Source organism: Kineococcus rubinsiae, assembly GCF_011839805.1.
In the GTDB taxonomy this organism is placed as follows: domain Bacteria; phylum Actinomycetota; class Actinomycetes; order Actinomycetales; family Kineococcaceae; genus Kineococcus; species Kineococcus rubinsiae.
Window position 1 is genome coordinate 1 of the sequence record NZ_VWPY01000057.1, and the last position, 21,864, is coordinate 21,864.

21 protein-coding genes are annotated in these 21,864 nt (G+C 74.9%); 14 read left to right on the forward strand and 7 right to left on the reverse strand.

The genetic code is table 11. The features are described from left to right. The 5 genes from F1544_RS19395 to F1544_RS19415 form a co-directional block, all read left to right on the forward strand. Nucleotides 1–876 (forward strand): ABC transporter permease (locus F1544_RS19395; RefSeq protein WP_167587821.1); only part of this gene is annotated, 876 nt, incomplete at its 5' end. 149 nt (nucleotides 877–1,025) lie between these two features. Next, on the forward strand, nucleotides 1,026–1,202 hold the full coding sequence (locus F1544_RS19400; RefSeq protein ID WP_167587823.1) for a hypothetical protein: 177 nt from the start codon (nucleotides 1,026–1,028) through the stop codon (nucleotides 1,200–1,202). Between the two features lie 41 nt (nucleotides 1,203–1,243). Next, the gene (locus F1544_RS19405) at nucleotides 1,244–3,373 is read left to right on the forward strand and encodes a YcaO-like family protein (RefSeq protein ID WP_167587824.1); all 2,130 of its coding nucleotides are present in this window, start codon (nucleotides 1,244–1,246) and stop codon (nucleotides 3,371–3,373) included. Between the two features lie 75 nt (nucleotides 3,374–3,448). Beyond that, nucleotides 3,449–4,774, forward strand: coding sequence for a sensor histidine kinase (locus F1544_RS19410; protein WP_167587826.1), 1,326 nt, complete (start codon nucleotides 3,449–3,451; stop codon nucleotides 4,772–4,774). Beyond that, a complete protein-coding gene (locus F1544_RS19415) occupies nucleotides 4,771–5,388 on the forward strand; it encodes a response regulator transcription factor (RefSeq protein ID WP_208972225.1) in 618 nt (205 codons plus the stop codon). The genes F1544_RS19410 and F1544_RS19415 overlap by 4 nt, the downstream gene beginning before the upstream one ends. A gap of 35 nt (nucleotides 5,389–5,423) precedes the next feature. On the opposite strand, the gene F1544_RS19420 is transcribed toward F1544_RS19415, so the two are convergent. Then, a complete protein-coding gene (locus F1544_RS19420) occupies nucleotides 5,424–6,605 on the reverse strand; it encodes an ATP-binding protein (protein WP_167587828.1) in 1,182 nt (393 codons plus the stop codon). A 195-nt stretch (nucleotides 6,606–6,800) separates the two neighbouring features. Between F1544_RS19420 and dnaK the strand changes: the two genes are divergently transcribed. The 4 genes from dnaK to F1544_RS25585 all read left to right on the forward strand — a co-directional run bounded on the left by dnaK (nucleotide 6,801) and on the right by F1544_RS25585 (nucleotide 10,910). Continuing rightward, a complete protein-coding gene (dnaK, locus tag F1544_RS19425) occupies nucleotides 6,801–8,660 on the forward strand; it encodes a molecular chaperone DnaK (RefSeq protein WP_167587830.1) in 1,860 nt (619 codons plus the stop codon). Beyond that, the gene (locus F1544_RS19430; RefSeq protein ID WP_167587831.1) at nucleotides 8,660–9,268 is read left to right on the forward strand and encodes a nucleotide exchange factor GrpE; all 609 of its coding nucleotides are present in this window, start codon (nucleotides 8,660–8,662) and stop codon (nucleotides 9,266–9,268) included. The genes dnaK and F1544_RS19430 overlap by 1 nt, the downstream gene beginning before the upstream one ends. A gap of 58 nt (nucleotides 9,269–9,326) precedes the next feature. Then, a complete protein-coding gene (locus F1544_RS19435) occupies nucleotides 9,327–10,373 on the forward strand; it encodes a DnaJ C-terminal domain-containing protein (protein WP_167587832.1) in 1,047 nt (348 codons plus the stop codon). Between the two features lie 156 nt (nucleotides 10,374–10,529). Beyond that, entirely contained in the window at nucleotides 10,530–10,910 is a 381-nt protein-coding gene (locus F1544_RS25585; protein WP_208972230.1) for a heat shock protein transcriptional repressor HspR, read from the forward strand. 46 nt (nucleotides 10,911–10,956) lie between these two features. Here F1544_RS25585 and F1544_RS19445 read toward each other — a convergent pair whose 3' ends face one another. From F1544_RS19445 to F1544_RS19460, 4 genes are all read right to left on the reverse strand, one after another. Next, entirely contained in the window at nucleotides 10,957–12,249 is a 1,293-nt protein-coding gene (locus tag F1544_RS19445; RefSeq protein ID WP_167587836.1) for an ROK family transcriptional regulator, read from the reverse strand. Nucleotides 12,250–12,256: 7 nt separating this feature from the next. Then, nucleotides 12,257–13,621, reverse strand: coding sequence for a sugar ABC transporter permease (locus F1544_RS19450; RefSeq protein WP_208972226.1), 1,365 nt, complete (start codon nucleotides 13,619–13,621; stop codon nucleotides 12,257–12,259). A 10-nt stretch (nucleotides 13,622–13,631) separates the two neighbouring features. Further along, entirely contained in the window at nucleotides 13,632–14,423 is a 792-nt protein-coding gene (locus F1544_RS19455) for an ATP-binding cassette domain-containing protein (protein WP_167587837.1), read from the reverse strand. A gap of 92 nt (nucleotides 14,424–14,515) precedes the next feature. Beyond that, a complete protein-coding gene (locus F1544_RS19460) occupies nucleotides 14,516–15,610 on the reverse strand; it encodes a sugar ABC transporter substrate-binding protein (protein WP_167587839.1) in 1,095 nt (364 codons plus the stop codon). A 259-nt stretch (nucleotides 15,611–15,869) separates the two neighbouring features. Between F1544_RS19460 and F1544_RS19465 the strand changes: the two genes are divergently transcribed. The 5 genes from F1544_RS19465 to F1544_RS19485 all read left to right on the forward strand — a co-directional run bounded on the left by F1544_RS19465 (nucleotide 15,870) and on the right by F1544_RS19485 (nucleotide 20,504). Beyond that, nucleotides 15,870–16,949, forward strand: coding sequence for a calcium:cation antiporter (locus tag F1544_RS19465; protein WP_167587854.1), 1,080 nt, complete (start codon nucleotides 15,870–15,872; stop codon nucleotides 16,947–16,949). A gap of 79 nt (nucleotides 16,950–17,028) precedes the next feature. Next, complete coding sequence (locus F1544_RS19470; RefSeq protein ID WP_167587840.1) at nucleotides 17,029–18,039, forward strand: lactonase family protein; 1,011 nt, start codon at nucleotides 17,029–17,031, stop codon at nucleotides 18,037–18,039. A 194-nt stretch (nucleotides 18,040–18,233) separates the two neighbouring features. Next, nucleotides 18,234–19,571 (forward strand): malectin domain-containing carbohydrate-binding protein, encoded by a 1,338-nt coding sequence (locus F1544_RS19475; protein WP_167587841.1) that lies wholly within the window; start codon nucleotides 18,234–18,236, stop codon nucleotides 19,569–19,571. Between the two features lie 175 nt (nucleotides 19,572–19,746). After that, entirely contained in the window at nucleotides 19,747–20,244 is a 498-nt protein-coding gene (locus F1544_RS19480) for a DUF2975 domain-containing protein (protein WP_167587842.1), read from the forward strand. Further along, nucleotides 20,244–20,504 (forward strand): helix-turn-helix domain-containing protein, encoded by a 261-nt coding sequence (locus F1544_RS19485; RefSeq protein ID WP_167587843.1) that lies wholly within the window; start codon nucleotides 20,244–20,246, stop codon nucleotides 20,502–20,504. Before F1544_RS19480 ends, F1544_RS19485 begins: the two co-directional genes overlap by 1 nt. Before the next feature lie 8 nt (nucleotides 20,505–20,512). Here F1544_RS19485 and F1544_RS19490 read toward each other — a convergent pair whose 3' ends face one another. Both F1544_RS19490 and F1544_RS19495 read right to left on the reverse strand, forming a co-directional pair. Further along, nucleotides 20,513–21,427 carry an MBL fold metallo-hydrolase gene (locus F1544_RS19490; protein WP_167587844.1) on the reverse strand — a complete coding sequence of 305 codons (915 nt, stop codon included), beginning with the start codon at nucleotides 21,425–21,427 and terminating at the stop codon, nucleotides 20,513–20,515. A gap of 83 nt (nucleotides 21,428–21,510) precedes the next feature. Continuing rightward, nucleotides 21,511–21,720 carry a hypothetical protein gene (locus F1544_RS19495; RefSeq protein WP_167587845.1) on the reverse strand — a complete coding sequence of 70 codons (210 nt, stop codon included), beginning with the start codon at nucleotides 21,718–21,720 and terminating at the stop codon, nucleotides 21,511–21,513. Nucleotides 21,721–21,864 lie beyond the last annotated feature (144 nt).

A 21,864-nucleotide genomic window follows, 5' to 3' on the forward strand; every position in this document is an offset into this window, starting at 1 on the left:
GGCCCGCCCCCGCCGGCCGCCTCCGCCGGGGTGCCGCCCGCCCGGTCGTGGCGGCACCGCTTCCGCGTCCTGAGCGTCGCCGCCGCGCGCGAGGCCCTGCGCGACCGCGGCCTGCTGCTCGCCGTCCTGCTCCTGCCGCTGGTGCTGGCGGGCGCGGTGGTGGGCCTGGCCCGGCTGCTGGCGCCGCACGAGCCCGCCGCGACCGCCTGGGTGCTGCCCGGGACGTGCGCCGCCGGGCTCGTCGTGCTGGCGCTCACCGGCACCGCGGGGCGGATGCTGCCGCTGCGGGCGCGCGGCGCCGTCCTGCTCCTCGCCGTGTCGCCAGCCGGGCGGTCGGCGGCGCTGCTCGCGGCCGCACCCGTCCGGGTCGCCCTCGCCCTGGTCCAGCTCCTCCTGACAGCCCTGGTGTGCGCGGCCGCGGGGGAGCTCGCACCGGGCGGCCCCGGCGCCGTCGCGGGGCTGGTGCTGACCGACGTGCTCGGGGCGCTGCTGGCCGTGGGGGCCGGGGCGCTCGCGGGTGGGCTGCTGCGGGCCGTCGAGAGCGCGCGCGGGCTGCTCGTCCTGGCGACCGGAGCGTCGCTGCTGCTGGGCGGGGTGCTCGTCCCGCTGTCCGCCTTCCCGGTCGCCGTCGCGGACGTCCTCGGGCTGACGCCGACGGCGCTGCTGGCCGACGCCCTGCGCGCAGGGCTGACGGGGGCGCCGGCCGCGCACCCCCTGCCCCTCACGTGGGCGGTCCTGGCGGTCGCGGGGGCCCTGGCCTGGGCCGGGACGGTCGCGTCGTTGCGCCTCGGGGCCCGGCGGTGCCGGGTGCCGGACCGTCCTGCTCCGGCGCCCGGCGCGACGGAGGTTGACGTTCCGGAGCTGCTCGGTCGCTGAGAGTGGTGTCAGCGTGCCGACCATGAGGAACCCACGGTCAGGTCGTGCACGCCGCACTGCCCGCAGCCCGGATGCGCAGGGAGGATCGGAGACACGGCGCAGCAGCAGTGCCGTGGTGGACCGGTCAGCACGACACCCCAGGAGCTCCCATGAACCCCACCGCCGTCGCCGCCCCCTCGACCGTCACCTCCTCGACCGTCGCCCCGACGACGTCCGAGCTGGCCACCTCGCTGCAGGACATGGTCCGCCGGCTCCTCCTCGACGCGCCCAGCGTCCAGGCCGCGGCCCAGCCGCTGTGCCTGTGCTGGATCGAGACGCGGGACTGACCCGAGCGGGAGACCGGACCACCCCGGACGACGGCGTCCCGGTGCTGTCCCTGCGCAGGCCCGTGCGCCTGTCGCGCGACGCCTCGGGGACCCTCGTCCTCGACGACGATCTCCGGGTCCTGCGCGTCGTGGACGGCGCCGACCGGGTGCTGGAGGTGGTCGCCCAGCTGGGCGGCACCGCCGACGGCGAGGACCTCGTGCGCCGCCTCGTGCGGACGCCCGAGGACCTCCCGGAGGTCGCCGGCGGGGTGGCCCAGCTGATCCTGGACGACGTCCTCGTGCCCACCGGGGCCACCGGCCGGGCCGCGCGGACCGTCGTCCTGACCGTGGTGGGGGACGTCGACACCACCGCGGTCGCACGAGCACTGGCCGCCGACGGGGCGGACGTGGTCGGCGAGGGCGTGCCAGGGGCGTCCCTCGCCGTGGTGATCTGCCACGACCACCTCGACGAGCGGCTGGTGGAGGCGCTCCAGCAGCACCGCGAGCGGGGGCTCGCGGTGCTGCTGGTCCGCACGGGGGTGACCCGCTGCTGGGTCGGCCCCCTCCTGCCGCCCGCGCCGGACACCGGCGCGGGCGGCCCGGACGAGTCCGGTGGCGGCCCGAGTACCGGCGGCCCGGCCTCCACCGGGGTCTGCCCCGCCTGCCTGGACCAGCAGCTGCGCCGCAACGGCGACGGGCCCCGCCCCGCCGCGGTCGACGGCGCCGTCGTCGTCCCCGCCGGTGGCCAGGGCAGCGCCCGGCGCGCCACGGCCGCCGCGGTCGCCGCCGTCGTGGACGCCCTGCTCGACGACGGGCCCGGGGTCCGCAGCACGTGGGCCGCGCAGGTGCGCGAGTACCGCCTGCACGACCTCGACGTCGTCCGGCACCCCGTCGCGGGCTGCGCGCAGGTCGCGCGCCCGGCCGGCGCCGACGACGCCGCCGGCGGCTCCGACGCCTTCCTCGAGCGCGTCGCCCCGCTGGTGTCGGCCCTGACGGGCGTCCTCGCGCCCGTGACCGTGCGGCGCGCCTCCGGCGGTCAGGTGCTGGCCGAGACCAGCCACCCCGTGCGCCGCCGCGACAGCGCCGCACCCGACGGGCTGGGCTGGGAGCGGGCCCCGGCGTGGGGCTGCCGCGAGTCCGCGACGGACGCGCGCGCCGCCGCGGTCGGGGAGGCCCTGGAGCGCTACTGCGTGTCCTGGCACGGGGACGAGCCGCACGAGCGGGCGAGCGCGGCGGAGCTGGCCGAGCGCGGGGAGTCCTTCCTGCGGCCGCAGGACCTCCTGCTCTTCGGCGAGGGCCAGCGCGCGGCGGGGGCGGCCGGCGACGGCGAGCCCGTGCCCGACGAGCTGCCCGCCGGCCTGCGCACCGACGTGAGCCCGCTGGTGTCCGCGGTGACCGGGGAGCGGTGGTGGGTGCCGTCGGCGGCCGTCCACTTCGGTCACCCGGACCTCGCGGCGGCCCGCTGCTGCCGTCCCGACTCCAACGGCTGCGCCGTGGGCCCGACGCGCCCCGCGGCCGTGCTGGCGGGGCTGCTGGAGCTCGTCGAGCGCGACGCCGTCGCCCTGTGGTGGTGGCCGCGCGCCCTGCGCCCGGGCGTCGACCTCGACGTCCTGGGCCCGGCCGGGGCGCGCCGGGCCCGCGAGGCGTTCGCGCGCCAGGACCGCGACGTCTGGCTGCTGGACCTGACGACCGACCTCGCGGTGCCGGTGGTCGTGGCGGTCAGCTGCCGCTCCGACGGCACCGACGTGGTGTGCGGGTTCGGCGCGTCCGTGGACCTCGCGAGCGCCGCCCGCCGCGCCGTGCAGGAGTGCGGGCAGGTGCTGGCCTGCCTGGAGTTCGGGGTGGTCGGCGGCCCCGCCGAGGGGTGGGCGCGGCGCAGCGTCCACGACGAGCCGTACGTGCTGCCCGACCCGACCCGGCCGTCCACCGGCCTCGCCGACGCGGCTCCCGGCCGCGCGGGGGAGCGCACGGGCGACCGCGGGCTGGACGCCGAGGCGGACCTCGCGGAGGCGCTGTCGCGGCTCGCGGGGCGCGGGGTCGACGTCCTGGTGCAGGACCTCACCCGCCCCGAGGTCGGCGTCCCCGCCGTCCGCGTCGTCGCGCCCGGGCTGCGGCCCTGGCACCGGCGCCTGGCGCCCGGCCGCCTCGTGCTCGCCGAGGAGGCGGCCAACCCCTGGCCGCCACCGGTGTGAGCGCGTGCGCACCGCCGCGCGCGCGGTCGTCGGCGACGCCCGCGCGCGCCGGGGCCGGCGGCTACCGTGACCCGGGTGCCACGTGTCCGCGAGACACCCGCGGGCCGGGCGGCCGCCCCTGCGGGCGACGTCGTGCGCTCGGCGAGCTCGGTGGCGGTGCGCCGGCTGACGGTCTTCACCCACGTCGTCTTCCTCGTCGTCGCCGTGGGCCTGACCGTGACGGTCGTCCCGGCGGCCGCGGAGACGCCCTGGGGGAGGTCCGCCCCGCACGCGCTGGTGGTCGCGGTGCCGGTCGTCGCGGCCCTGGTGGCGGCCGTCGTCAACCTCGTGGTGCTGCGCAGCGCGCTGGCTCCGCGCGGTGGCCCGCCGCGGGCGGTGTCGCTGCTCAGCATGGCCGTGGTCGCCTACGTGCCCGCGCCCCTGCTCGGCGTGGACTGGCTGGCCTGGACGGCGGTGCTGGCCTGCTTCCTCGTCGTGCTGCTGCCGGTGCGGGTCGCCGCCGTCCTCTACGCCGGCGGGCTGCTGCTGCAGCTCGGCCTGTGGCGCCTGGCCGGGGAGGACTGGGGCGCCACGATCTTCGCGGGCGTCAGCTACGTCGCGACGTCCTTCCTGCTCGTCGTCCTGCTGCGCGCGCTCACCACCTACCAGGAGCTGGAGCGGGCCCGCGCCGAGCTGGCGCTGGCCGAGGTGCTGCGCGAGCGGGTGCGGGTGTCGCGGGACCTGCACGACCTGCTGGGCCGCAACCTCACGGCGGTCTCCCTGAAGGTCGAGCTCGCCCGCCGGCACCAGCGGGCGGGGCGCGAGGAGGCGCTGCGCACCGAGCTCGACGAGGTCCTGGCGCTGAGCCACGCGGCCGCGACCGACCTGCGGGCGTTGGTCACCGGCTACCGGGCGCTGTCGCTGGAGTCGGAGCTGGCGGCCGCGCGGCGCCTGCTCGCGGACGCAGGCATCGGCTGCGAGGTCGACGCCGACCCGCAGGCCCTCGTCACCGAGGCGGGCCCCGAGGTCAGCGAGGTCGCCGCGTGGGTCGTGCGGGAGGCGACGACCAACGTGCTCAAGCACGCGCGGGCGACGGTCTGCCGGATCAGCGCGCACGTCGGCGACGGTGAGCTGCGGCTGACGGTGGCCAACGACGGCGTGGACGCCGCGCGGGTCCCCGGGTCCGGGCACCCGGAGCGGGGGGAGCAGGGGGCGGGGTCCGGGCTGCTGGGGGTCCGGGAGCGGGTCCGCGGCGTCGGGGGACGGATGGACGTCCAGTCCGGCGGCGGGACGTTCGTGCTGGGCTGCACCGTGCCGCTGGGGCGGCCGCCGGTGCAGGACGGGCGCCCGGACGGGCGTCCGCCGGGCAGTCGGACCCGGGGTGGTCGTCACCCCGGGGGACGGAAGGTGGGATCCCGATGACCGACGGGGTGATCCGGTTGCTGATCGCGGAGGACATGCACATCGTCCGCTCCGCGCTCGTGGCGCTGCTGGAGACCGAGGACGACCTGGAGGTCGTGGCCGCCGTCGAGCGCGGCGACCAGGTCATGGACGCGCTGGAGCGCACCCGGCCCGACGTGGCCGTCCTGGACCTGGAGATGCCCGGCGGGGACGGCGTCAGCGTCGCCCGGCGCCTGAAGGCGGAGTCGCCCGGAACCAAGGTGATCATCCTGACGGCGCTCGGCCGGCCCGCGGCCGTCCGCAACGCGCTGGCGGCCGGGGTGAGCGGCTTCGTGCTGAAGAACGCCCCCGTCGACGACCTGGTGGACGGCATCCGCCGGGTCGCGGCGGGCGGGCGCGTCCTGCACCCCGAGCTCGCGGCGGCCGCCGTGCAGAACGGCGACTCCCCCCTGACGCCCCGCGAGTCCGACGTCCTGACGCTCGTCGCGGACGGCTGCGGCGTGCGGGAGGCCGCGTCCGAGCTGAGCCTGTCCGAGGGCACGGTGCGCAACTACCTGACGGCGACGATGGACAAGCTGGGCGCGCGGGGCCGCACCGACGCGGTCAAGATCGCGCAGTCCAACGGCTGGATCTGAGGCCTCATCGCGCCCACCGGGCCGTGGAGGTGCGGTCAGTCCAGGCCGTGCTGCCGCCGGATGTACGCGGCCATGTGCGGGACGGTGAAGGCGAGCTCGCCCCTGGCGGGGGCGTAGACCAACCCCTTGCCGATGAGGTCCCGGCGAGCGACCGACAGGTCGGACTGCCGCCGCCTGTCCAGGCGGCTGACGAGGTCGGGCATCTGCGACGGCGCGTCACCGTCGACCGCCATGGCGCGCAGCAGCCGTTGCTCCGCCTTGGTGGCACGGTCCCAGCGGGACCGGAAGAAGCCCGCGTCGAGGGCCTCGGTCCCTGCTTCCCGAGCGAGGTGCGCGTCCGGCAGGGTGATCACCCTGGGGCCCGGGGCGAGACGCCAGGCCTGCGCGCCGAACTCCTGGACGAAGTACGGGTATCCCGCCGAGGTGGCCACCACTTCGTCGAGGGCCTCGGGATGCCAGGTGACACCGGCCTCCCGCGCAGGTCCCACGAGCGCTTCCGCGGCGTCCTGCGGCGAGAGTGCGCCGATGCTCTGGTAGTCGAACTGGCGCTCGGCGTAGGACCGGGCGTCGGCCAGCACGGAGGGGACGGAGGGCAGGCCCGCACCGAAGAGCTGGAAGGGCCACTTCTGCTGAGCCGCTTCGTGCTGGACCGTGAGCAGTGCCGTCAGCGTCGTCGGGTCGAGGTCCTGGATCTCGTCGACGAAGACCGCGAAGCCCGCCCCGGTCTCCGCGAGGGCCGGCGTCACGTCCGAGACCAGCTCGCTCAGGTCGAACTCCAGGACGCCGGAGTCCGCGCGCCCCTTCACCGGGTCGAGGCTGGCCGTGATGGGGCCCACGGAGAGGGAGAACGACCCGATGGTGGACAGGGCCTTCTTCAGCGACCCGCTCACGCGACCCGCACGGGAGGCCAGCGAACGCGCCCCCGCGACGAGCCCTCGCTCCAGCTGTCGTCGGGCCACGGCGCGCGCATCCCTGTCCACCTGGGCCTCGACCTTCACGGTGAGCCACTGGTGACCGTCCAGCTCGCCCCTCAGGGCGTTGAGGAGGACGGTCTTGCCCACGCCGCGCAGACCGCTGAGCATGGGACTTCGCGTCGTCAGGCCGTTCGCCGTCCGCTGCGCCAGGACTGTCGCGGCGGTGAGCTGGGCGGCGCGGCCCACGAGCTCGGCCGGTGGCGTGCCCGAACCTGGCGTGTAGGGGTTGACGTTGTCGTCCACGGGCCCGCTTTCTAAATCTGGCTTCACACGATGTCAGACGATCTCACAAAGCCTCGCGGACGGGAACACGCAGGCCCGGTCGTCAGTTGAGTCAGTCAGGCTCAACCTTCGCGGTCCCGGCTTGACAGCCGGTCCTGCATCTGGAGACTTGAGCCGGAAGCACTCAACAGTTCCCAGCAGCAGGAGGCACTCCCCATGGCACGTGCGGTCGGCATCGACCTCGGCACCACCAACTCCGTCGTCTCGGTCCTGGAGGGTGGCGAGCCCACGGTCATCGCGAACGCCGAGGGTGGTCGCACGACCCCGTCCGTCGTCGCGTTCGCCAAGAACGGCGAGGTCCTGGTCGGCGAGATCGCCAAGCGCCAGGCCGTGACCAACGTGGACCGGACCATCCGCTCCGTGAAGCGTCACATCGGCACCGACTGGAACGTCGGCATCGACGACAAGAAGTACGGCCCGCAGGAGATCTCCGCCCGCATCCTGCAGAAGCTGAAGCGCGACGCCGAGAGCTACCTGGGCGAGCCCGTCACCGACGCGGTCATCACCGTCCCGGCCTACTTCTCCGACGCGCAGCGCCAGGCCACCAAGGAGGCCGGCGAGATCGCCGGCATGAACGTCCTGCGCATCATCAACGAGCCCACCGCGGCGGCGCTCGCCTACGGCCTGGACAAGGGCAAGGAGGACGAGCTCATCCTCGTCTTCGACCTCGGCGGCGGCACGTTCGACGTGTCCCTCCTGGAGGTCGGCAAGGACGAGGACGGGTTCTCCACCATCCAGGTCCGCGCGACGTCCGGCGACAACCACCTCGGTGGTGACGACTGGGACCAGCGGATCGTGGACCACCTGCTGAAGAAGGTCCAGGGCGCCTACGGCATCGACCTGTCCAAGGACAAGATCGCCATGCAGCGCCTGCGTGAGTCCGCGGAGCAGGCCAAGAAGGAGCTCTCGACCGCGACGAGCACCGGCATCTCCCTGCAGTACCTGTCGATGACGGAGAACGGTCCCGTCCACCTGGACGAGCAGCTGACCCGCGCGCAGTTCGAGCAGATGACGCAGGACCTGCTGGACCGCACCAAGGCGCCGTTCCACTCGGTCATCAAGGACGCCGACGTGAAGCTCGCCGACATCGACCACGTCGTCATGGTGGGTGGCTCCACCCGCATGCCGGCCGTGACCGAGGTCGTCAAGGAGCTGACCGGCGGCCGCGAGCCCAACAAGGGCGTGAACCCGGACGAGGTCGTCGCCATCGGCGCGGCCCTGCAGGCCGGTGTCCTCAAGGGCGAGCGCAAGGACGTCCTGCTGATCGACGTCACCCCGCTGTCGCTGGGCATCGAGACCAAGGGCGGGATCATGACGAAGCTCATCGAGCGCAACACCGCGATCCCGACCAAGCGCTCCGAGGTGTTCACCACCGCGGACGACAACCAGCCGTCGGTGCTCATCCAGGTGTTCCAGGGGGAGCGCGAGCTGGCCCGCGACAACAAGCCGCTCGGCACGTTCGAGCTCACCGGCATCGCGCCCGCGCCCCGCGGCGTGCCGCAGGTCGAGGTCACCTTCGACATCGACGCCAACGGCATCGTCCACGTGTCCGCCAAGGACCGCGGCACCGGCAAGGAGCAGTCGATGACCATCTCCGGCGGCAGCGCGCTGTCGAAGGACGACATCGACCGCATGGTCAAGGACGCCGAGGTGCACGCGAACGAGGACAAGACCCGTCGCGAGGAGGCCGAGGCCCGCAACCAGGCCGAGGGGCTCGTCTACCAGACCGAGAAGTTCCTGGCGGACAACTCCGACAAGCTGCCGGCCGAGGGCAAGCAGGAGGTCGAGACGGCCGTCGCGGAGCTGAAGACCGCTCTGAACGGGACCGACGCGGCCGACATCAAGGCGAAGACCGAGGTCGTCGCCCAGGCGAGCCAGAAGCTGGGCTCCGCCATGTACGCGGCGCAGGCCGACGCGCCCGCCGGTGACGACACCACCGCCGGTTCCGCCTCCTCGTCCAGCGCGGACGACGACGTGGTGGACGCCGAGGTCGTCGACGACGAGAAGGACAAGTGATGGCGGAGGAGTTCAGCGAACCCACCGTGATCCGCGACAACCGCCGCCTCGACCCGGAGACGGGTGAGGTGCGCGGCCAGACCGCGGCCGACGCTCCGGCCGAGACCGCGGAAGGTGTCGAGACCCCGGCCGACGCGGCCGGGGGCCCGGCGGCCGGCGGCCCGTCCGTCGGCGGGGCCGACGACGGTGCGGCGCAGGCGCTCGCGGACGAGCGGCTCGAGGACCTGCAGCGCCTGCAGGCCGAGTACGTGAACTACCGCAAGCGCGTCGACCGGGACAAGAACGTGGCCCGGGACGCGGCGCTCTCGAGCGTCGCGGAGGCCCTGCTGCCCGTGCTGGACGACGTGCACCTCGCGCGCCAGCACAACGACCTCACGGGTCCGTTCGTGGCGATCGCCGAGAAGCTCGAGGCGACGCTGGGCCGCTTCGGCCTGGTCCGCTACGGCGAGGTCGGCGAGCCGTTCGACCCGGCCGTCCACGAGGCGCTGATGAGCAGCCACTCCGACGAGTACGAGGTGGCGAGCGTGGGGCAGCTGCTGCAGCCGGGCTACCGGTTCGGCGAGCGCGTCCTGCGCCCGGCACGCGTCGCGGTGGCCGACCCGCAGTGACGGCGGTGACCGCCCGGGGGACGGGCGGTTCGGGGACGAGCAGGGAGGAGGTCGGACGATGAGCATGCAGGACTGGGCGGAGAAGGACTTCTACGCCGTCCTCGGGGTACCGCACGACGCGGACGCCGCGGCCATCAAGAAGGCCTACCGCAAGAAGGCCCGCACCCTGCACCCGGACGCGAACCCCGGCGACGCGTCGTCGGAGCTGAAGTTCAAGGAGGTCGGGGAGGCCTACGCGGTCCTCTCCGACGCCGAGCAGCGCCGGCAGTACGACGGGGTCCGCGCCATGGTCGGCGGCGGTGCCCGCTTCTCCTCCCCGGGTGGGGCGGGCGGCGCCGCCGGCGGTGCCGGTTTCGAGGACCTGCTGGGCGGGTTGTTCGGCCAGCAGGCCGGCCGCGGGGCTCCCGGCGGGGTGCGCTTCGGCGCCCCCGGCGGCGGGGCCGGCGGTGGCGCGGGTTTCGAGGACCTCCTCGGCGGGTTGTTCGGGCAGGCCGGTGGCGGCGGTTTCGGCGCCGGCGGCCCGACGGCCCCGCCGCGGGGCCAGGACCTCGAGGCCAGCGCGCGCGTCGGGTTCCGCGCCGCGCTGGACGGGGCCACGGTCAGCCTGCGGGTCCCCGACCCGCGCGGCGGCCCGGCCCGCAGCGTCAGCGCGCGGCTGCCCAAGGGCGTCCGCGACGGGCAGAAGGTCCGGCTGCGCGGCAAGGGCCTGCCCGGCCCCGGCGGCGCGGTGGGCGACCTGCTCGTCACCGTCCACGTCGAGCCGCACCCCGTGTTCACGCGGGACGGCGACGACCTGCGGCTGACGCTGCCGGTGTCCTTCGACGAGGCCGTCCTCGGGGCGACCGTCGAGGTGCCGACGCTGGACGGGACGCCGGTGCGCGTGAAGGTCGCGCCCGGCACGCCGTCGGGGCGCTCGCTGCGGCTGAAGGGCCGCGGGGTCGCCAAGGCGCGCAGCGACGACGCGCGGGGGGACCTGTTCGTCACCCTCGAGGTCGTCGTCCCGCAGAAGGTCGACGGGGCGGCCCGCGAGGCCGTCGAGGCCTTCGCCGCGGCCACGGCCGGTGAGGACCCGCGCGCGGGCCTCGCCGAGCGCGCCGGCCGCTAGCGCGAGGGCAGCTGGAGCAGGGGCACGAGCCCCGTCCCGCCGCGCTCCCCGCGAGGGAGCGCGGCGGGTGGGGCACCGACCGGCGAGAGGAGGACGGACGTGTTCGACGACGACTCCGCGGTCTTCGTCATCTCGGTGGCCGCGGAACTGGCGGGGATGCACCCGCAGACGCTGCGGCAGTACGACCGGCTCGGCCTCGTCTCGCCGAGCCGCGCGCCCGGTCGCGGGCGCCGCTACTCCGCCCGCGACGTGGCGCAGCTGCGCGAGGTGCAGCGCCTGTCCCAGGAGGACGGTGTGAACCTCGCGGGCATCAAGCGCATCCTGGAGCTCGAGAACCACGTCGCGGCCCTCGGCCACCGCGTGGACGAGCTCGAGGCGGAGCTCGACGTGGTCCGCCAGCAGGCCCGCCGCATCTTCGCCGCGGGCATGGCCGGCGACATCGTCGCCACCCCCCGCGGGCAGCGCCCCTCGGCGCAGCGCCCGCCGTCGCAGGGGTCGACGGCGCTCGTCGTGTGGCGGCCCGACCGCTCCCGCTGACGCCGGTTCCGCTGACGTCCGTCCCCGGGTCCCGTCGCGCGGGAGCTCAGCTCCGCACGACGGAGCGCACCACGTCGAGGTCCGGTACGACCACGGCGAGGTCCAGCGCCCCGCCGGGCCGCGTGAGGTCGACGGCGGTCGTGCCCAGCGGGTCCGCCAGCAGGGACGCGAAGGCGAGCTCGGCGGCGCCCAGCACCGTCGAGCTCTGACCGAGGGCCGACAGCGTGACGCTGACGCCCGAGCGCATCGAGGGCATGACGAGGCGGTCGACCCAGGGCATCACGTCGTCGGCGAGCTCGGGCCACAGCCGGTTCCAGAGCCCGTCGCCGAGGACGATCGACTGCGGGTCGAAGAGGTGCACGACGTTCGCGAGGCCGCGGGCGAAGGCCCGGGAGAGCTTGTCGCGGGTGCGGCGCGAGACGACCCCGCCCGCCCGCAGGCGGCCGAGGACGAGGTCGGCGATGTCCGGGGCGTCCGGGTCGAGGCCGAACGGTTCCGCCCAGGCGCCGGCGAGGGTCTCGCTCTCCCAGCACCCGCGGCTGCCGCAGCGGCACGCCCGGCCGCCGGGGTCCACGCTCATGTGGCCGACCTCGCCCGCGTACCCGCGGTGCCCCGTGAGGGGGTGGCCGCCGGTGAGCACGCCACCGCCGAGGCCGTAGGTGCCGCTGAGGTAGACCACGTCGGTGAGCCCGGCGGCGGCCCCGCGGCGGTGCTCGGCGAGAAGCCCCAGGTCGGCGTCGTTGGCGACGTCGACGGGCATCCGCCGGCCGGTCGCCTCCTCCAGGGCCGCGGCGGCCAGCGCGGCGAACGGCGCCTCGTGCCAGTCGAGGTTGGGCGCGTGGGCGATCACGCCCGGCCCGCTGCGCACCGTGCCCGGGACCGCGACCCCCACGCCGACGAGCAGGGCCGGGGGGTCCTCCGCGAGCAGGCCGGCGGCGGCCGCGGCCAGCAGCGTCGCCGCCTCCTCCGGGGTGGGGGGCGCCGAGGTCGAGACGGTGCACCGCCCCCGCACGCGGCCGCCGAGGCCCACCCGCACGACCTGCAGCTCGTGGACGTCGACGTAGCCCGCGAGGACCTCGGCCCCGCCCTCGTGGGGACGGACCTCCAGGGAGGGCCGCCCCACGCGGCCGGGGACGAGGTCGGTGGGGGACTGCTCGACGAGCAGGCCCGCCGCGGCGAGGGAGCCGACCAGGGCCCCGACCGTGGAGCGGTTCAGGCCCAGCTCGCGGGTGACGTCAGCGCGGGTGGTGGTGCCCCGGGTGTGCACGAGGCCGAGGAGCGTGGAGAGGTTGTGCCGGCGGACGTCCTCCGTCCCCCGCCCCCGCAGCTCCCCCGCCACCGGGACGTCAGACGGCCGACGACGCCCGTCGGCGCCGGGAGACGGCGTCGACGGTCGCGGCGAGGAGCAGGACCACGCCGGTCACGAGGTAGTTGACGTACTGCGCCTGGCCGAGCAGCCCCAGGCCGTTGGCGATCGCGGCGATGACCAGGCCGCCGATGACCGCGTTGGACACCCGGCCCTTGCCCCCGAAGAGGCTGGTGCCGCCGATGACGGCCGCGCCGACCCCGAGGAGCAGGGTGTTCGCGCCACCGGAGCCGGGGGCCACGGAGTTCAGGCGCGAGGCGTCGATGACGCCCGCGAACGCCGCCAGGGTCGAGCCGATCATGAAGACGGACACGCGGATGTTGCGGACGGAGATGCCGGCGCGGCGCGCCGCCTCGGGGTTGCCGCCCACGGCGTAGACGTGGCGGCCATAGCGCGTGCGGCCCAGCAGCAGGGTCAGCAGGACGAGCAGGACCGCGATGACCGGCACCGAGTAGGGGACGCCGGCCAGGTGGATGCTCGCCACGCGGGCGCGGTTCTGGCTGAGCACGGCGGTGACCGCGACCAGGACGGCCGCGACGACCACGATGCGGACGATCACGACGGCGATGTTGTCACGCGAGAGCCCGCGGCGTCGCTGACCGGCCCACCGGCCCAGGCTCACCGCGGCGTAGCCCAGGGCCGCGACGGCGGCGAGGACCCAGCCGAGGGTGACGGGGACGTTGGAGTTCGCGATGGCCACGATCACGTCGTCGCGCACCGCGATCGTCCCGCCCTCGCCGATGAGGCGCAGCGTGATGCCCTGGATGCCCAGGAAGAAGGCCAGGGTCACGACGAAGGAGGGGATGCCCACCCGGGAGACGAGCAGGCCGATCAGGGTGCCCAGCACGAGTCCCGTGACCAGGGCCGCGAGCAGGCCGACGACCCAGTTCGCCCCGCTCTCGCGCAGCACCAGGGCCATGACGGCGGCCGACGCGCCGCCGGCGACGCCGGCGGAGAGGTCGATGTCGCCGAGCAGCAGGACGAAGGTCAGGCCCATCGCGAGCACGATGATCGAGGAGGCCTGCACGAGCAGGTTGGCGATGTTGCCCGGGGTGGGGAAGGTGTCGGGGCGCAGCAGCGAGAACAGCACGAAGAGCACGACGAGCCCGGCGATGGCGGGCAGCGAGCCGATGTCGCCACCGCGCAGCCGTGTCAGGTAGGCCTGCACGCCCTCGCGGAACGTGGGCTCGGTCGCCGGCTGGGCGAGCGCGCTCCCGCCGGAGGCGGTGGCCCGGGTGAGCTGGGCGATGCGCTCCTGCTCGGTGAGCGCGGGGGCGGGGAGCTCCTGACCGGCCGCGGCGGCCGGTTCGGAGTCCTGGGGCGGACGCTGTCCGGTGGTCGACATGCAGGTCTCCTCAGACCGGGGCGGAAGCGGTGGCGGGAGCGAGACCGAGGTCCCCGGAACGTCCCGTGGTGATGAGCTCGACGACCTGGCTGCTCGTGACGTCGCGGGTCCGCACGGTCGCGGCGGCGCGGCCGAGGTAGAGGGCGGTGATGTGGTCCGCCACCTCGAACACGTCGCTGAGGTTGTGGGAGATGAGGACGACGCCCAGGCCGTTGTCGGCGAGGCGGCGCACCAGGTCGAGCACCTGGCGCGTCTGCGCCACCCCGAGGGCGGCGGTGGGCTCGTCCAGCAGCACCACGCGGGAGTTCCAGAGCACGGCCTTGGCGATCGCGACCGTCTGGCGCTGACCGCCGGAGAGGCTGGAGACGAGCTGGCGCACGGAGCGCACCGTGCGCACGGACAGGCTGGCCAGCGTCTGCCGGGCCAGCTCCTCCATGGTGGGCTCGTCCAGCAGGACGCCGCGGCGCTTCTCGCGCCCCAGGAACATGTTCTGGACGATGTCGAGGTTGTCGCACAGCGCGAGGTCCTGGTAGACGACCTCGATGCCGAGCGCGCCGGTGTCGCGGGGGCCGGAGATGTGCACCGGCTTGCCCTCGAACAGGTACTCGCCGGCGTCGGTGGTGTAGATGCCCGCGATGCACTTCACGAGCGTGGACTTGCCGGCTCCGTTGTCGCCGACGAGCGCGGTGACCTCGCCGGCGCGCACGTCGAGGTCGACGCCGTGCAGGACCTGGACGGCGCCGAAGCTCTTGTCGAGGCCCCGCAGGGAGAGCAGGGGCGGGGCGTCGGGGGTGGGGTTCACGAACTGTCTCCTCGGGGTCGCGCCGACGGCCCACCGGGTCCTCGCCTCGGCGGAGGACCCGGTGGGTCGTGCGGGAGTGGGGTGGGGCTCGGTCAGGAGATGCCGAGCTCCGTGCACTTGGCGGCGAAGTCACCCGTGCAGATGTCCGCGGCGGACACGAACCCGGCGTCCACGACGGTCTTGACCTTGTCGCGGGTGATCAGCTGCGGGTCGAGCAGGACGGAGGCCACGTCGCGCTTGCCCGTGTCGTCCTTGACCGTGCCCGTGGTGGTGGGCTTGTCGCCCTTGATGAGCGCGATGGCGATGTCGGACAGCGCCTTCGCCTCCTGGTCCACGGGCTTGTAGACGGTCATGCACTGGGTCCCCGCGAGGACGTTCTGCAGGCCCTGGGTGGTGGCGTCCTGCCCGGTGACGGGGACCTTCCCGGCGAGGCCGTTCTTGGCGAGGATGGAGATCGCCGCGTTGCCGAGGCCGTCGTTGGCGGCCAGGACGCCGTCGATCTTGCCGCCCTGCTGCGTCAGCATCTGCTCGAAGATGGTGGCGGCCTGCTGGTTGTCCCAGTCCGGGACCGACTGCTCGGCGACCTTCTTGTAGTTGGTCATGGGGTCGAGCACGCTGTGCGCGCCGGCGGAGAACAGCCCGGCGTTGTTGTCGGTGGGGGAGCCGTTGAGGTAGACGATGTTCTTGTCGCCGGCGCCCAGGCACCCGGCCAGGCCCTGGCCCTGCTCCTCGCCGACCTTGGTGTTGTCGAAGGAGACGTAGTAGTCCGCCGAGCCGCCGAGGGTCAGGCGGTCGTAGTCGATCGTCTGCACGCCCTGCTTCTTCGCCTTGGCCTCGATCGCCGAGCCCGAGTCGGAGTCGAGGTTGACGATCGCGAGGACCTTGACGCCCTCGGTGAGCATCTGGTCGGCGATGGTCTGCATGTTCGAGGCGTCGCCCTGGGCGTTCTGGATGTCGGCCTTCACGCCGGCCGCCTCGAAGGCCTTCTGCAGCAGCGGGCGGTCGAACGACTCCCAGCGGGCCGACGACTTCGTGTCCGGCAGGATCACGCCGATCTCGGCCGAGGCCTTGGAGTCGCCGCCCGAGGAGTCGGAGGAGGAGGTCCCGGCGTCGCTGCTCCCGCAGGCCGACACGAGGAGCGCGCCGGCGATGCCGCCGGCGAGCAGGACTGAGGTTCGAACGCGCATGGATGCCCCTTCGCATCTCGTCTCTCGGCTCCCGGTGGCGCCGAAAGTAAGTTGTGGGCGAGAACATACTCCGCGCGCCTGTCCGCGGAAGGGGTCGTGACCGGGTTGTGACCTGGAGACACCTCTCCGGTGGTGCGACGCCCTCGGGACCGGCGGCCCGCACCTGGGAGAGTGGCGCCATGCGCCGCCTCCCGAGCCTCCCGTGACCCGGACCACCGCGACCGGCTCCCCGGCGGTCCGCGACGGCGGGTTCCGCGACCTGCTGACCTGGACAGCGCTCTCACCACCGGCCGCGCTGGTCGTGCTGGCGCTGTCGTGGGGGCGGAAACCCGGAACCGCGGTGGCCGTCCTGCTGGCGGTCGTCCTGGCGGCGGCCGTGCTGGCCGCCGTCCACCACGCCGAGGTCGTCGCCCACCGCGTCGGCGAGCCGTACGGCTCCCTCGTCCTGGCGGTCGCCGTGACCGTCATCGAGGTCGCACTCATCGTGACCCTCGTGAGCGCGGGTGGTCCCGAGACGGCCTCGCTGGCCCGCGACACCGTGTTCGCCGCCGTCATGATCACCTGCAACGGCATCCTCGGGCTGTCCCTGCTCGTGGGGGCCCTGCGGCACCGCGTGACGGTCTTCAACGCGGAGGGCACCGGCGCGGCCCTGGCGACGGTCGCGACCCTCGCCACGGTCTGCCTCGTGCTGCCGACCTTCACCACCTCGCGCCCCGGGCCCGAGTTCTCCCCGGCCCAGCTGGCCTTCGCGGCCGTCGCCTCGCTCGCGCTGTACGGGTTGTTCGTGCTCACCCAGACCGTGCGGCACCGCGACTTCTTCCTGCCGGTGGCCGCCGACGGCAGCGTGCTGCCCGACGAGGACGTCCACGCCGCCCCGCCGAGCGACCGGGCCACCCTCGCCAGCCTCGTGCTGCTGGTCGTCGCGCTGGTCGCGGTCGTCGGGCTCGCCAAGGTCGAGTCCCCGACCATCGAGGCGGGCGTCGAGGCGCTGGGGTTCCCCGCCTCCTTCGTCGGGGTCGTCATCGCCCTGCTCGTCCTGGCCCCGGAGACCCTCGCGGCGGTCAAGGCCGCGCGCCGCGGCCGCATCCAGATCAGCCTCAACCTGGCCTTCGGGTCCGCGATGGCGAGCATCGGCCTGACCCTCCCGGTCATCGCGGTGGCGACCATCTGGATCGACGGGCCCCTCCTGCTCGGCCTGGGCTCCACCCAGCTCGTGCTCCTCGGGCTGACCGTGGTCGTCGGCACGCTGACCGTGGTGCCCGGCCGCGCGACCTCCCTGCAGGGCGGCGTCCACCTCGTCCTGCTGGCGGCGTTCCTGTTCCTCGCCGCGAGCCCCTGACCCGGTAGCGCCTGACCCGGTCGAGCCGCCTGACCCGTCGGGTCCCGGGGCGCGCCGCGGTGCCTGGCACGATCACGGCGTGAGCGATCTCCTGGCCGTCGGGTCCTACACGTCCGCGACGGGCGGGCGCGGCGCGGGCGTGACGCTGCTGGCGCGCGACCCGCGGACGGGGCGCCTCGCGTCTGCGGGAACCCCGTCGCCGTGCGACTCCCCGTCCTTCCTCGCCGCCGCGGGCCGCCCCGGCACCCTGCACGCCGCCCACGAGGTGGACGAGGGCCGCGTCTCCACCCGCACGTTCGACGGCACCGCCTGGTCGGTGCGGGGGGAGGCGTCCTCGGGCGGGTCGAGCCCCTGCCAGCTCGCGCTGCACCCGGGCGGCGGGCTGCTCGTGGTCGCGAACTACGGCGGGTCGGTCGGCGTCGTCAGCGTGCGGGACGGGGTCGTCGGCGAGCTCGTGCAGACGCTCACCGCGACGGGCGGCGGTCCGGTCGCCGACCGCCAGGACGGCTCGCACCCGCACTCCGCGACGTTCCTGGGCGACGGGTCGAGCGTGGTGATCGCCGACCTCGGGACCGACGAGCTGCGCGTGCACGCCGTCGACGCCGCGGCGGGCCGGCTCAGCGAGGAGCCCGTCCAGGTCGTGCGCACCGCGCCCGGCACCGGCCCCCGGCACACCGCGCTGCGCGACGGCCGGCTCGTGGTCGTCGGCGAGCTCGACGCGACCCTGACCTCCTGGGCCGTGACAGGCGGCCGCCTCGGGGACGCCGTCGTGCGGCCCGCCGTCCGGGACCGGCCGGCCGGGGACGTCTGGCCCTCGGAGGTGGCGCGCGCGCCGTGGGGGCTCGTGGTCGCGAACCGGGGCGCGGACGTCCTCACGCTCGTGGAGGTCGTCGACGGGGTGCCCCGCCCGGTGCGCGACGTCCCGCTCGGCGCCCGCAACCCCCGCCACGTCGCGGTCGTCGGCCACCACCTCTACGTCAGCGCGCAGGACTCCGACGCCGTCGTGCACCTCGCGCTGGACGCGGACCTGGCCGTCGTCGACCGCTCCGCCGTGGAGGTCGGGACACCGACGTTCGTGCTGCCGCTCTGAGGTCGCGGGGGAGCCGCGGCGACCGTCCGCACGAGGAGGTGCAGGCCCCCGCATCCCCTTCGCGCGAGCGCCCACTTCCGTTACGCCCGACCCCCTTTCGGGGACTGGGTGTTCCCCTTGACGTCCCTGTGGGTGAGGGCTGGGATGAGCCCCGGCGCCGGGGACGGCGCCACCAGGCTCCAGGGGGGACGACCATGGGTTTCAACGTCGGAGGACGCCGCGGGACGCGGCGCGGGGTGTGGGGGGCGGTCGCGGGAACAGCTGCGGCCGCGTGCGCCGGCCTGGCGGTGGCGGCGCCCGCGCAGGCCGCGGGCGGCTACGACCTCGTGGTCACCGACGTGCGGCCGGTGCTGGCCGGGGTGCAGGCGACCGGGTCGCGGGTCCTGTTCCAGGCCACGATCCGGAACGCGGGGACCGTCGCGACGCCGGCGGGGGTCGTGCACGGCGTCGCCTTCGCCGTGAACGGGCGCACCGTGTCCTGGGCGGACACCTCGACCGGGGCGCTCGCCGCCGGGGCCTCGCGTACCGTCACCGCCACGGGCGGTCCGGCGGGGTCCGCGACGTGGACCGCCGTGACCGGGGCGTCCACGCTGACCGCCACCGTCGACGACGTGAACCGGCTCCCGAAGGAGCTCGACGAGCGCAACAACACCCGCTCCGCCGCGCTCAGCGCGACCCCCGTGAAACCCGTCACCGGTCTCACCGTCAAGCCGGGCCTGACGCAGGCCCAGTTCCAGGCGACCCACGCCAAGACCCTCACCGCCTCCTGGCAGGTCCCGGCCGGGCAGCCCGTCGGGGTCTCGTACGCGGTCACCGAGGTGCCCGTGGACGACTACTGCGCGGAGAGCCCGACGGCGGCCAAGGGCAGCGCTGCCGCGTCGTCGCTGACCTTCGACATGACGGCCGGTCAGCAGTGCGGGACACGGGTCTGGGTCCTGAACGACCGCTACACCGTGACGGCGGTGGGCCCGGCCGGCGCAGCGCCGGTCAGCACCGCGGGCTCCCAGACGTGCACCTGGTCGGAGTACGACGACCACTACTTCCACCACCAGGTGACGGACCAGCTCGGCTGCGACGGCCAGGCGCAGCTCGTCGACTTCGTGGACCCCTCCTGGGCGCTCGTCGACGCCGGCGCGGCGCCGTCGCTCGGGTGGGAGGGGGACTCCGGCTACGACAAGGGGCAGGTGTTCACCTCCACGCTGCCCGGGCTGACCCCGCAGGAGGCCAGCGTCCGCTGGGGCTGGTCGCGCTACACGGCGGCCATCAACTCGGCGTCGTCGACCGGCAGCCCGTGGCTGGTGCGCCTGACGTTCGTGGAACCCACGTTCGGCGCACGCGGGCAGCGGGTCTTCGACGTGTCGGTCAACGGCCGCCTCGTCGCGGACGACCTGGACATCTTCGCCAAGGTCGGCCGCGGGAAGCCCTACGTCCTGGAGACCCTGGTCGACAACCCCGGCGACCTGGTGCAGATCACCGCGCAGGCGTCGCGGGACAACCCGATCGTGTCGACCGTCGAGGTGAAGGCCTACTGACCTGGAGCCGGCCGGGGCTGCCGCGTGACGCGGCGCGCCCGGCCGGCCGGGACGAGTCGTCGGGGTGGCAGGGTCTCCGGGCGCGGAGCGTCCGTGGCGGATGCCGCTCAGGCTTTGCTTGATCTATCGTTCTTCGATAACTTCTAGTCGTTGCTCGACACGTCTGGAGGACATCGTGGGACGATTGACCGTGCTGGTGCTGCGGGTGGTCCTGGCGGCCGTGCTCGCCGGGGCCCTGTTCCTGCAGGTGGTGCTCGTGCCGCTGCTGGCGGCCGACCTGGCCGGGGCGGGGCCGGCGGTCCGGGCCGTGCGGACACCCGTCGTCGTGATCGTCGTGCTCGGGATCGTCACCGTGCAGGTCTGCGCGGTCTGCGTGTGGCGCCTGCTGACCATGGTCCGGCGGGGGACGGTGTTCGCCTCCCGCGCCTTCCGCCCCGTCGACGTCGTGATCGGCGCGATCGGGGCGGCGGCTGTGCTGGCCTTCGCCCTGGGGGTGGTGCTGGCCCCCGGGGAGGCGGTCGCCCCCGGCGTGGTCCTGCTCCTCGGCGGGGCCGGCGTCCTGATCGCCGGGATCGCGCTCATCGTGCTCGTGCAGCGGACGCTGCTCGTCCAGGCCGTGGCGCGCGACCGCGAGGCGGCCACCCTGCAGGCCGAGCTGGACGAGGTCGTCTGATGCCGATCGTCGTGGACGTCGACGTCATGCTGGCCCGTCGGAAGATGTCGGTGGGCGCGCTGGCGGAGCAGGTCGGCATCACCCCGGCCAACCTGGCGGTGCTGAAGAACGGTCGCGCCAAGGCGGTGCGGTTCGCCACGCTGGCGGCCCTGTGCGAGGTGCTCGCGTGCCAGCCGGGCGACCTGCTGCGCTGGGAACCGGACGACGACGGGAGCGGGGTGGGCGCCCGCCCCACGGCGCGGGACGCGGCACCCGCCTGAGGAGCCGCTCAGCGCGCGGGCACCGCGACGACGTCGAGGTCGCGCGCGACGTGCACCTGCGTGGAACCGCCCGCCTCGGCGACGGCGGCCTCCGCCTCGTCGCGCACCTCGTCGAGGTCGCCGTAGCGCTGGGAGAAGTGGGTCAGGACGAGCCGCCGCACGCCCGCCCGCGCCGCCGCGGTCGCCGCCTGGCGGGCCGTGAGGTGGGCGTACTGCTCGGCGAGGCCGGCGTCGCGGTCCAGGAACGTCGACTCCACGACCGCGAGGTCGACGCCGGCGACGAGGGTCGCGACGCCCTCGCAGAGCCGGGTGTCCATGACGAAGGCGAAGGACTGCCCGGGCCGCTCCTCGGTGACGTCGGCGAGGCGCACGCCGCGCAGCTCCCCGTCGCGCTGCAGGAGACCGACGTCGGGGCCGCGGATGCCCGCGGCCGCCAGCCGCTCCGGCAGGAACCGGCGGCCGGCCGGTTCCTGCAGCCGGTAGCCCACGGCCGGGACGCGGTGGTCCAGCGGTACGGCGGTCAGCTGCGACCCGGCGACGTCGGCCACGGCGGCGCCGGCCGTCGCGGGGACCCCGTGGACCGTCACGGGCAGACCGGTCGAGGCCACCTCGACGAGGGCCCGCAGGTGCGGGACGGCGTGCTCGGGCCCGTGCACGGACACGGAGCGGTCCGGGGCGTCCAGCGCCATCCGGGCCAGCACGCCGGGCACCCCGAGGCAGTGGTCGTTGTGGTTGTGCGTCACGCAGAGGCGTTCGATGCGCGGGGACGCGACCCCGGCGAGGACCATCTGGCGCTGCGTGCCCTCGCCCGGGTCGAACAGGACCGACGTGCCGTCCCAGCGCAGGACGTAGCCGTTGTGGTTGCGGGTCCGCGTCGGCGCCTGGCTCGCGGTGCCGAGGACGACGAGTTCGCGGGCGGGCACGCCGCCACCCTCCCACCGTCCTCACGGCCCGGCCCGCCGGGCGCCCGCCCGTCAGGACGGGGCGAGCCGGGCGCGGACGCCGCTCAGAACTGCGTCTGCAACCAGCTCACGAGGCCCTTGATCGTGGCGATGATGTTCCCGAAGAACCCGGAGATGAAGGAGACGCCCCAGTCGGCGGCGCTGCCGCCGTAGTCCGCCGTGAACAGGGCGATGACGACGTAGACGGTCACCACGATCTTCACGACCCACAGCAGGTGGCCGGCCACGCCCGGATCGGGTTGCAGGAAGCGCACTCGTCGTCCTTCCCCTCGGGGCGCAGAGCCGGCTGCGGGTCCGCGGACCCGCAGCGACGCCCTCATCCGACCGGCTGCTCGATGCGGTGAGGGAACGGACGGCCGGGCTCCCCGCCCGCGGTGGGCGGTGGGGTCCCCGGGACC

Excerpts from the sequence above, each read along its gene's own strand:
- F1544_RS19400 (WP_167587823.1), top strand. The coding sequence starts at position 1,026 with ATGAACCCCACCGCCGTCGCCGCCCCCTCGACCGTCACCTCCTCGACC.
- F1544_RS19415 (WP_208972225.1), top strand. The coding sequence starts at position 4,771 with ATGACCGACGGGGTGATCCGGTTGCTGATCGCGGAGGACATGCACATC.
- dnaK (WP_167587830.1), top strand. The coding sequence starts at position 6,801 with ATGGCACGTGCGGTCGGCATCGACCTCGGCACCACCAACTCCGTCGTC.
- F1544_RS19430 (WP_167587831.1), top strand. The coding sequence starts at position 8,660 with ATGGCGGAGGAGTTCAGCGAACCCACCGTGATCCGCGACAACCGCCGC.
- F1544_RS19435 (WP_167587832.1), top strand. The coding sequence starts at position 9,327 with ATGAGCATGCAGGACTGGGCGGAGAAGGACTTCTACGCCGTCCTCGGG.
- F1544_RS25585 (WP_208972230.1), top strand. The coding sequence starts at position 10,530 with ATGCACCCGCAGACGCTGCGGCAGTACGACCGGCTCGGCCTCGTCTCG.
- F1544_RS19450 (WP_208972226.1), bottom strand. The coding sequence starts at position 13,621 with ATGTCGACCACCGGACAGCGTCCGCCCCAGGACTCCGAACCGGCCGCC.
- F1544_RS19460 (WP_167587839.1), bottom strand. The coding sequence starts at position 15,610 with ATGCGCGTTCGAACCTCAGTCCTGCTCGCCGGCGGCATCGCCGGCGCG.
- F1544_RS19475 (WP_167587841.1), top strand. The coding sequence starts at position 18,234 with ATGGGTTTCAACGTCGGAGGACGCCGCGGGACGCGGCGCGGGGTGTGG.
- F1544_RS19485 (WP_167587843.1), top strand. The coding sequence starts at position 20,244 with ATGCCGATCGTCGTGGACGTCGACGTCATGCTGGCCCGTCGGAAGATG.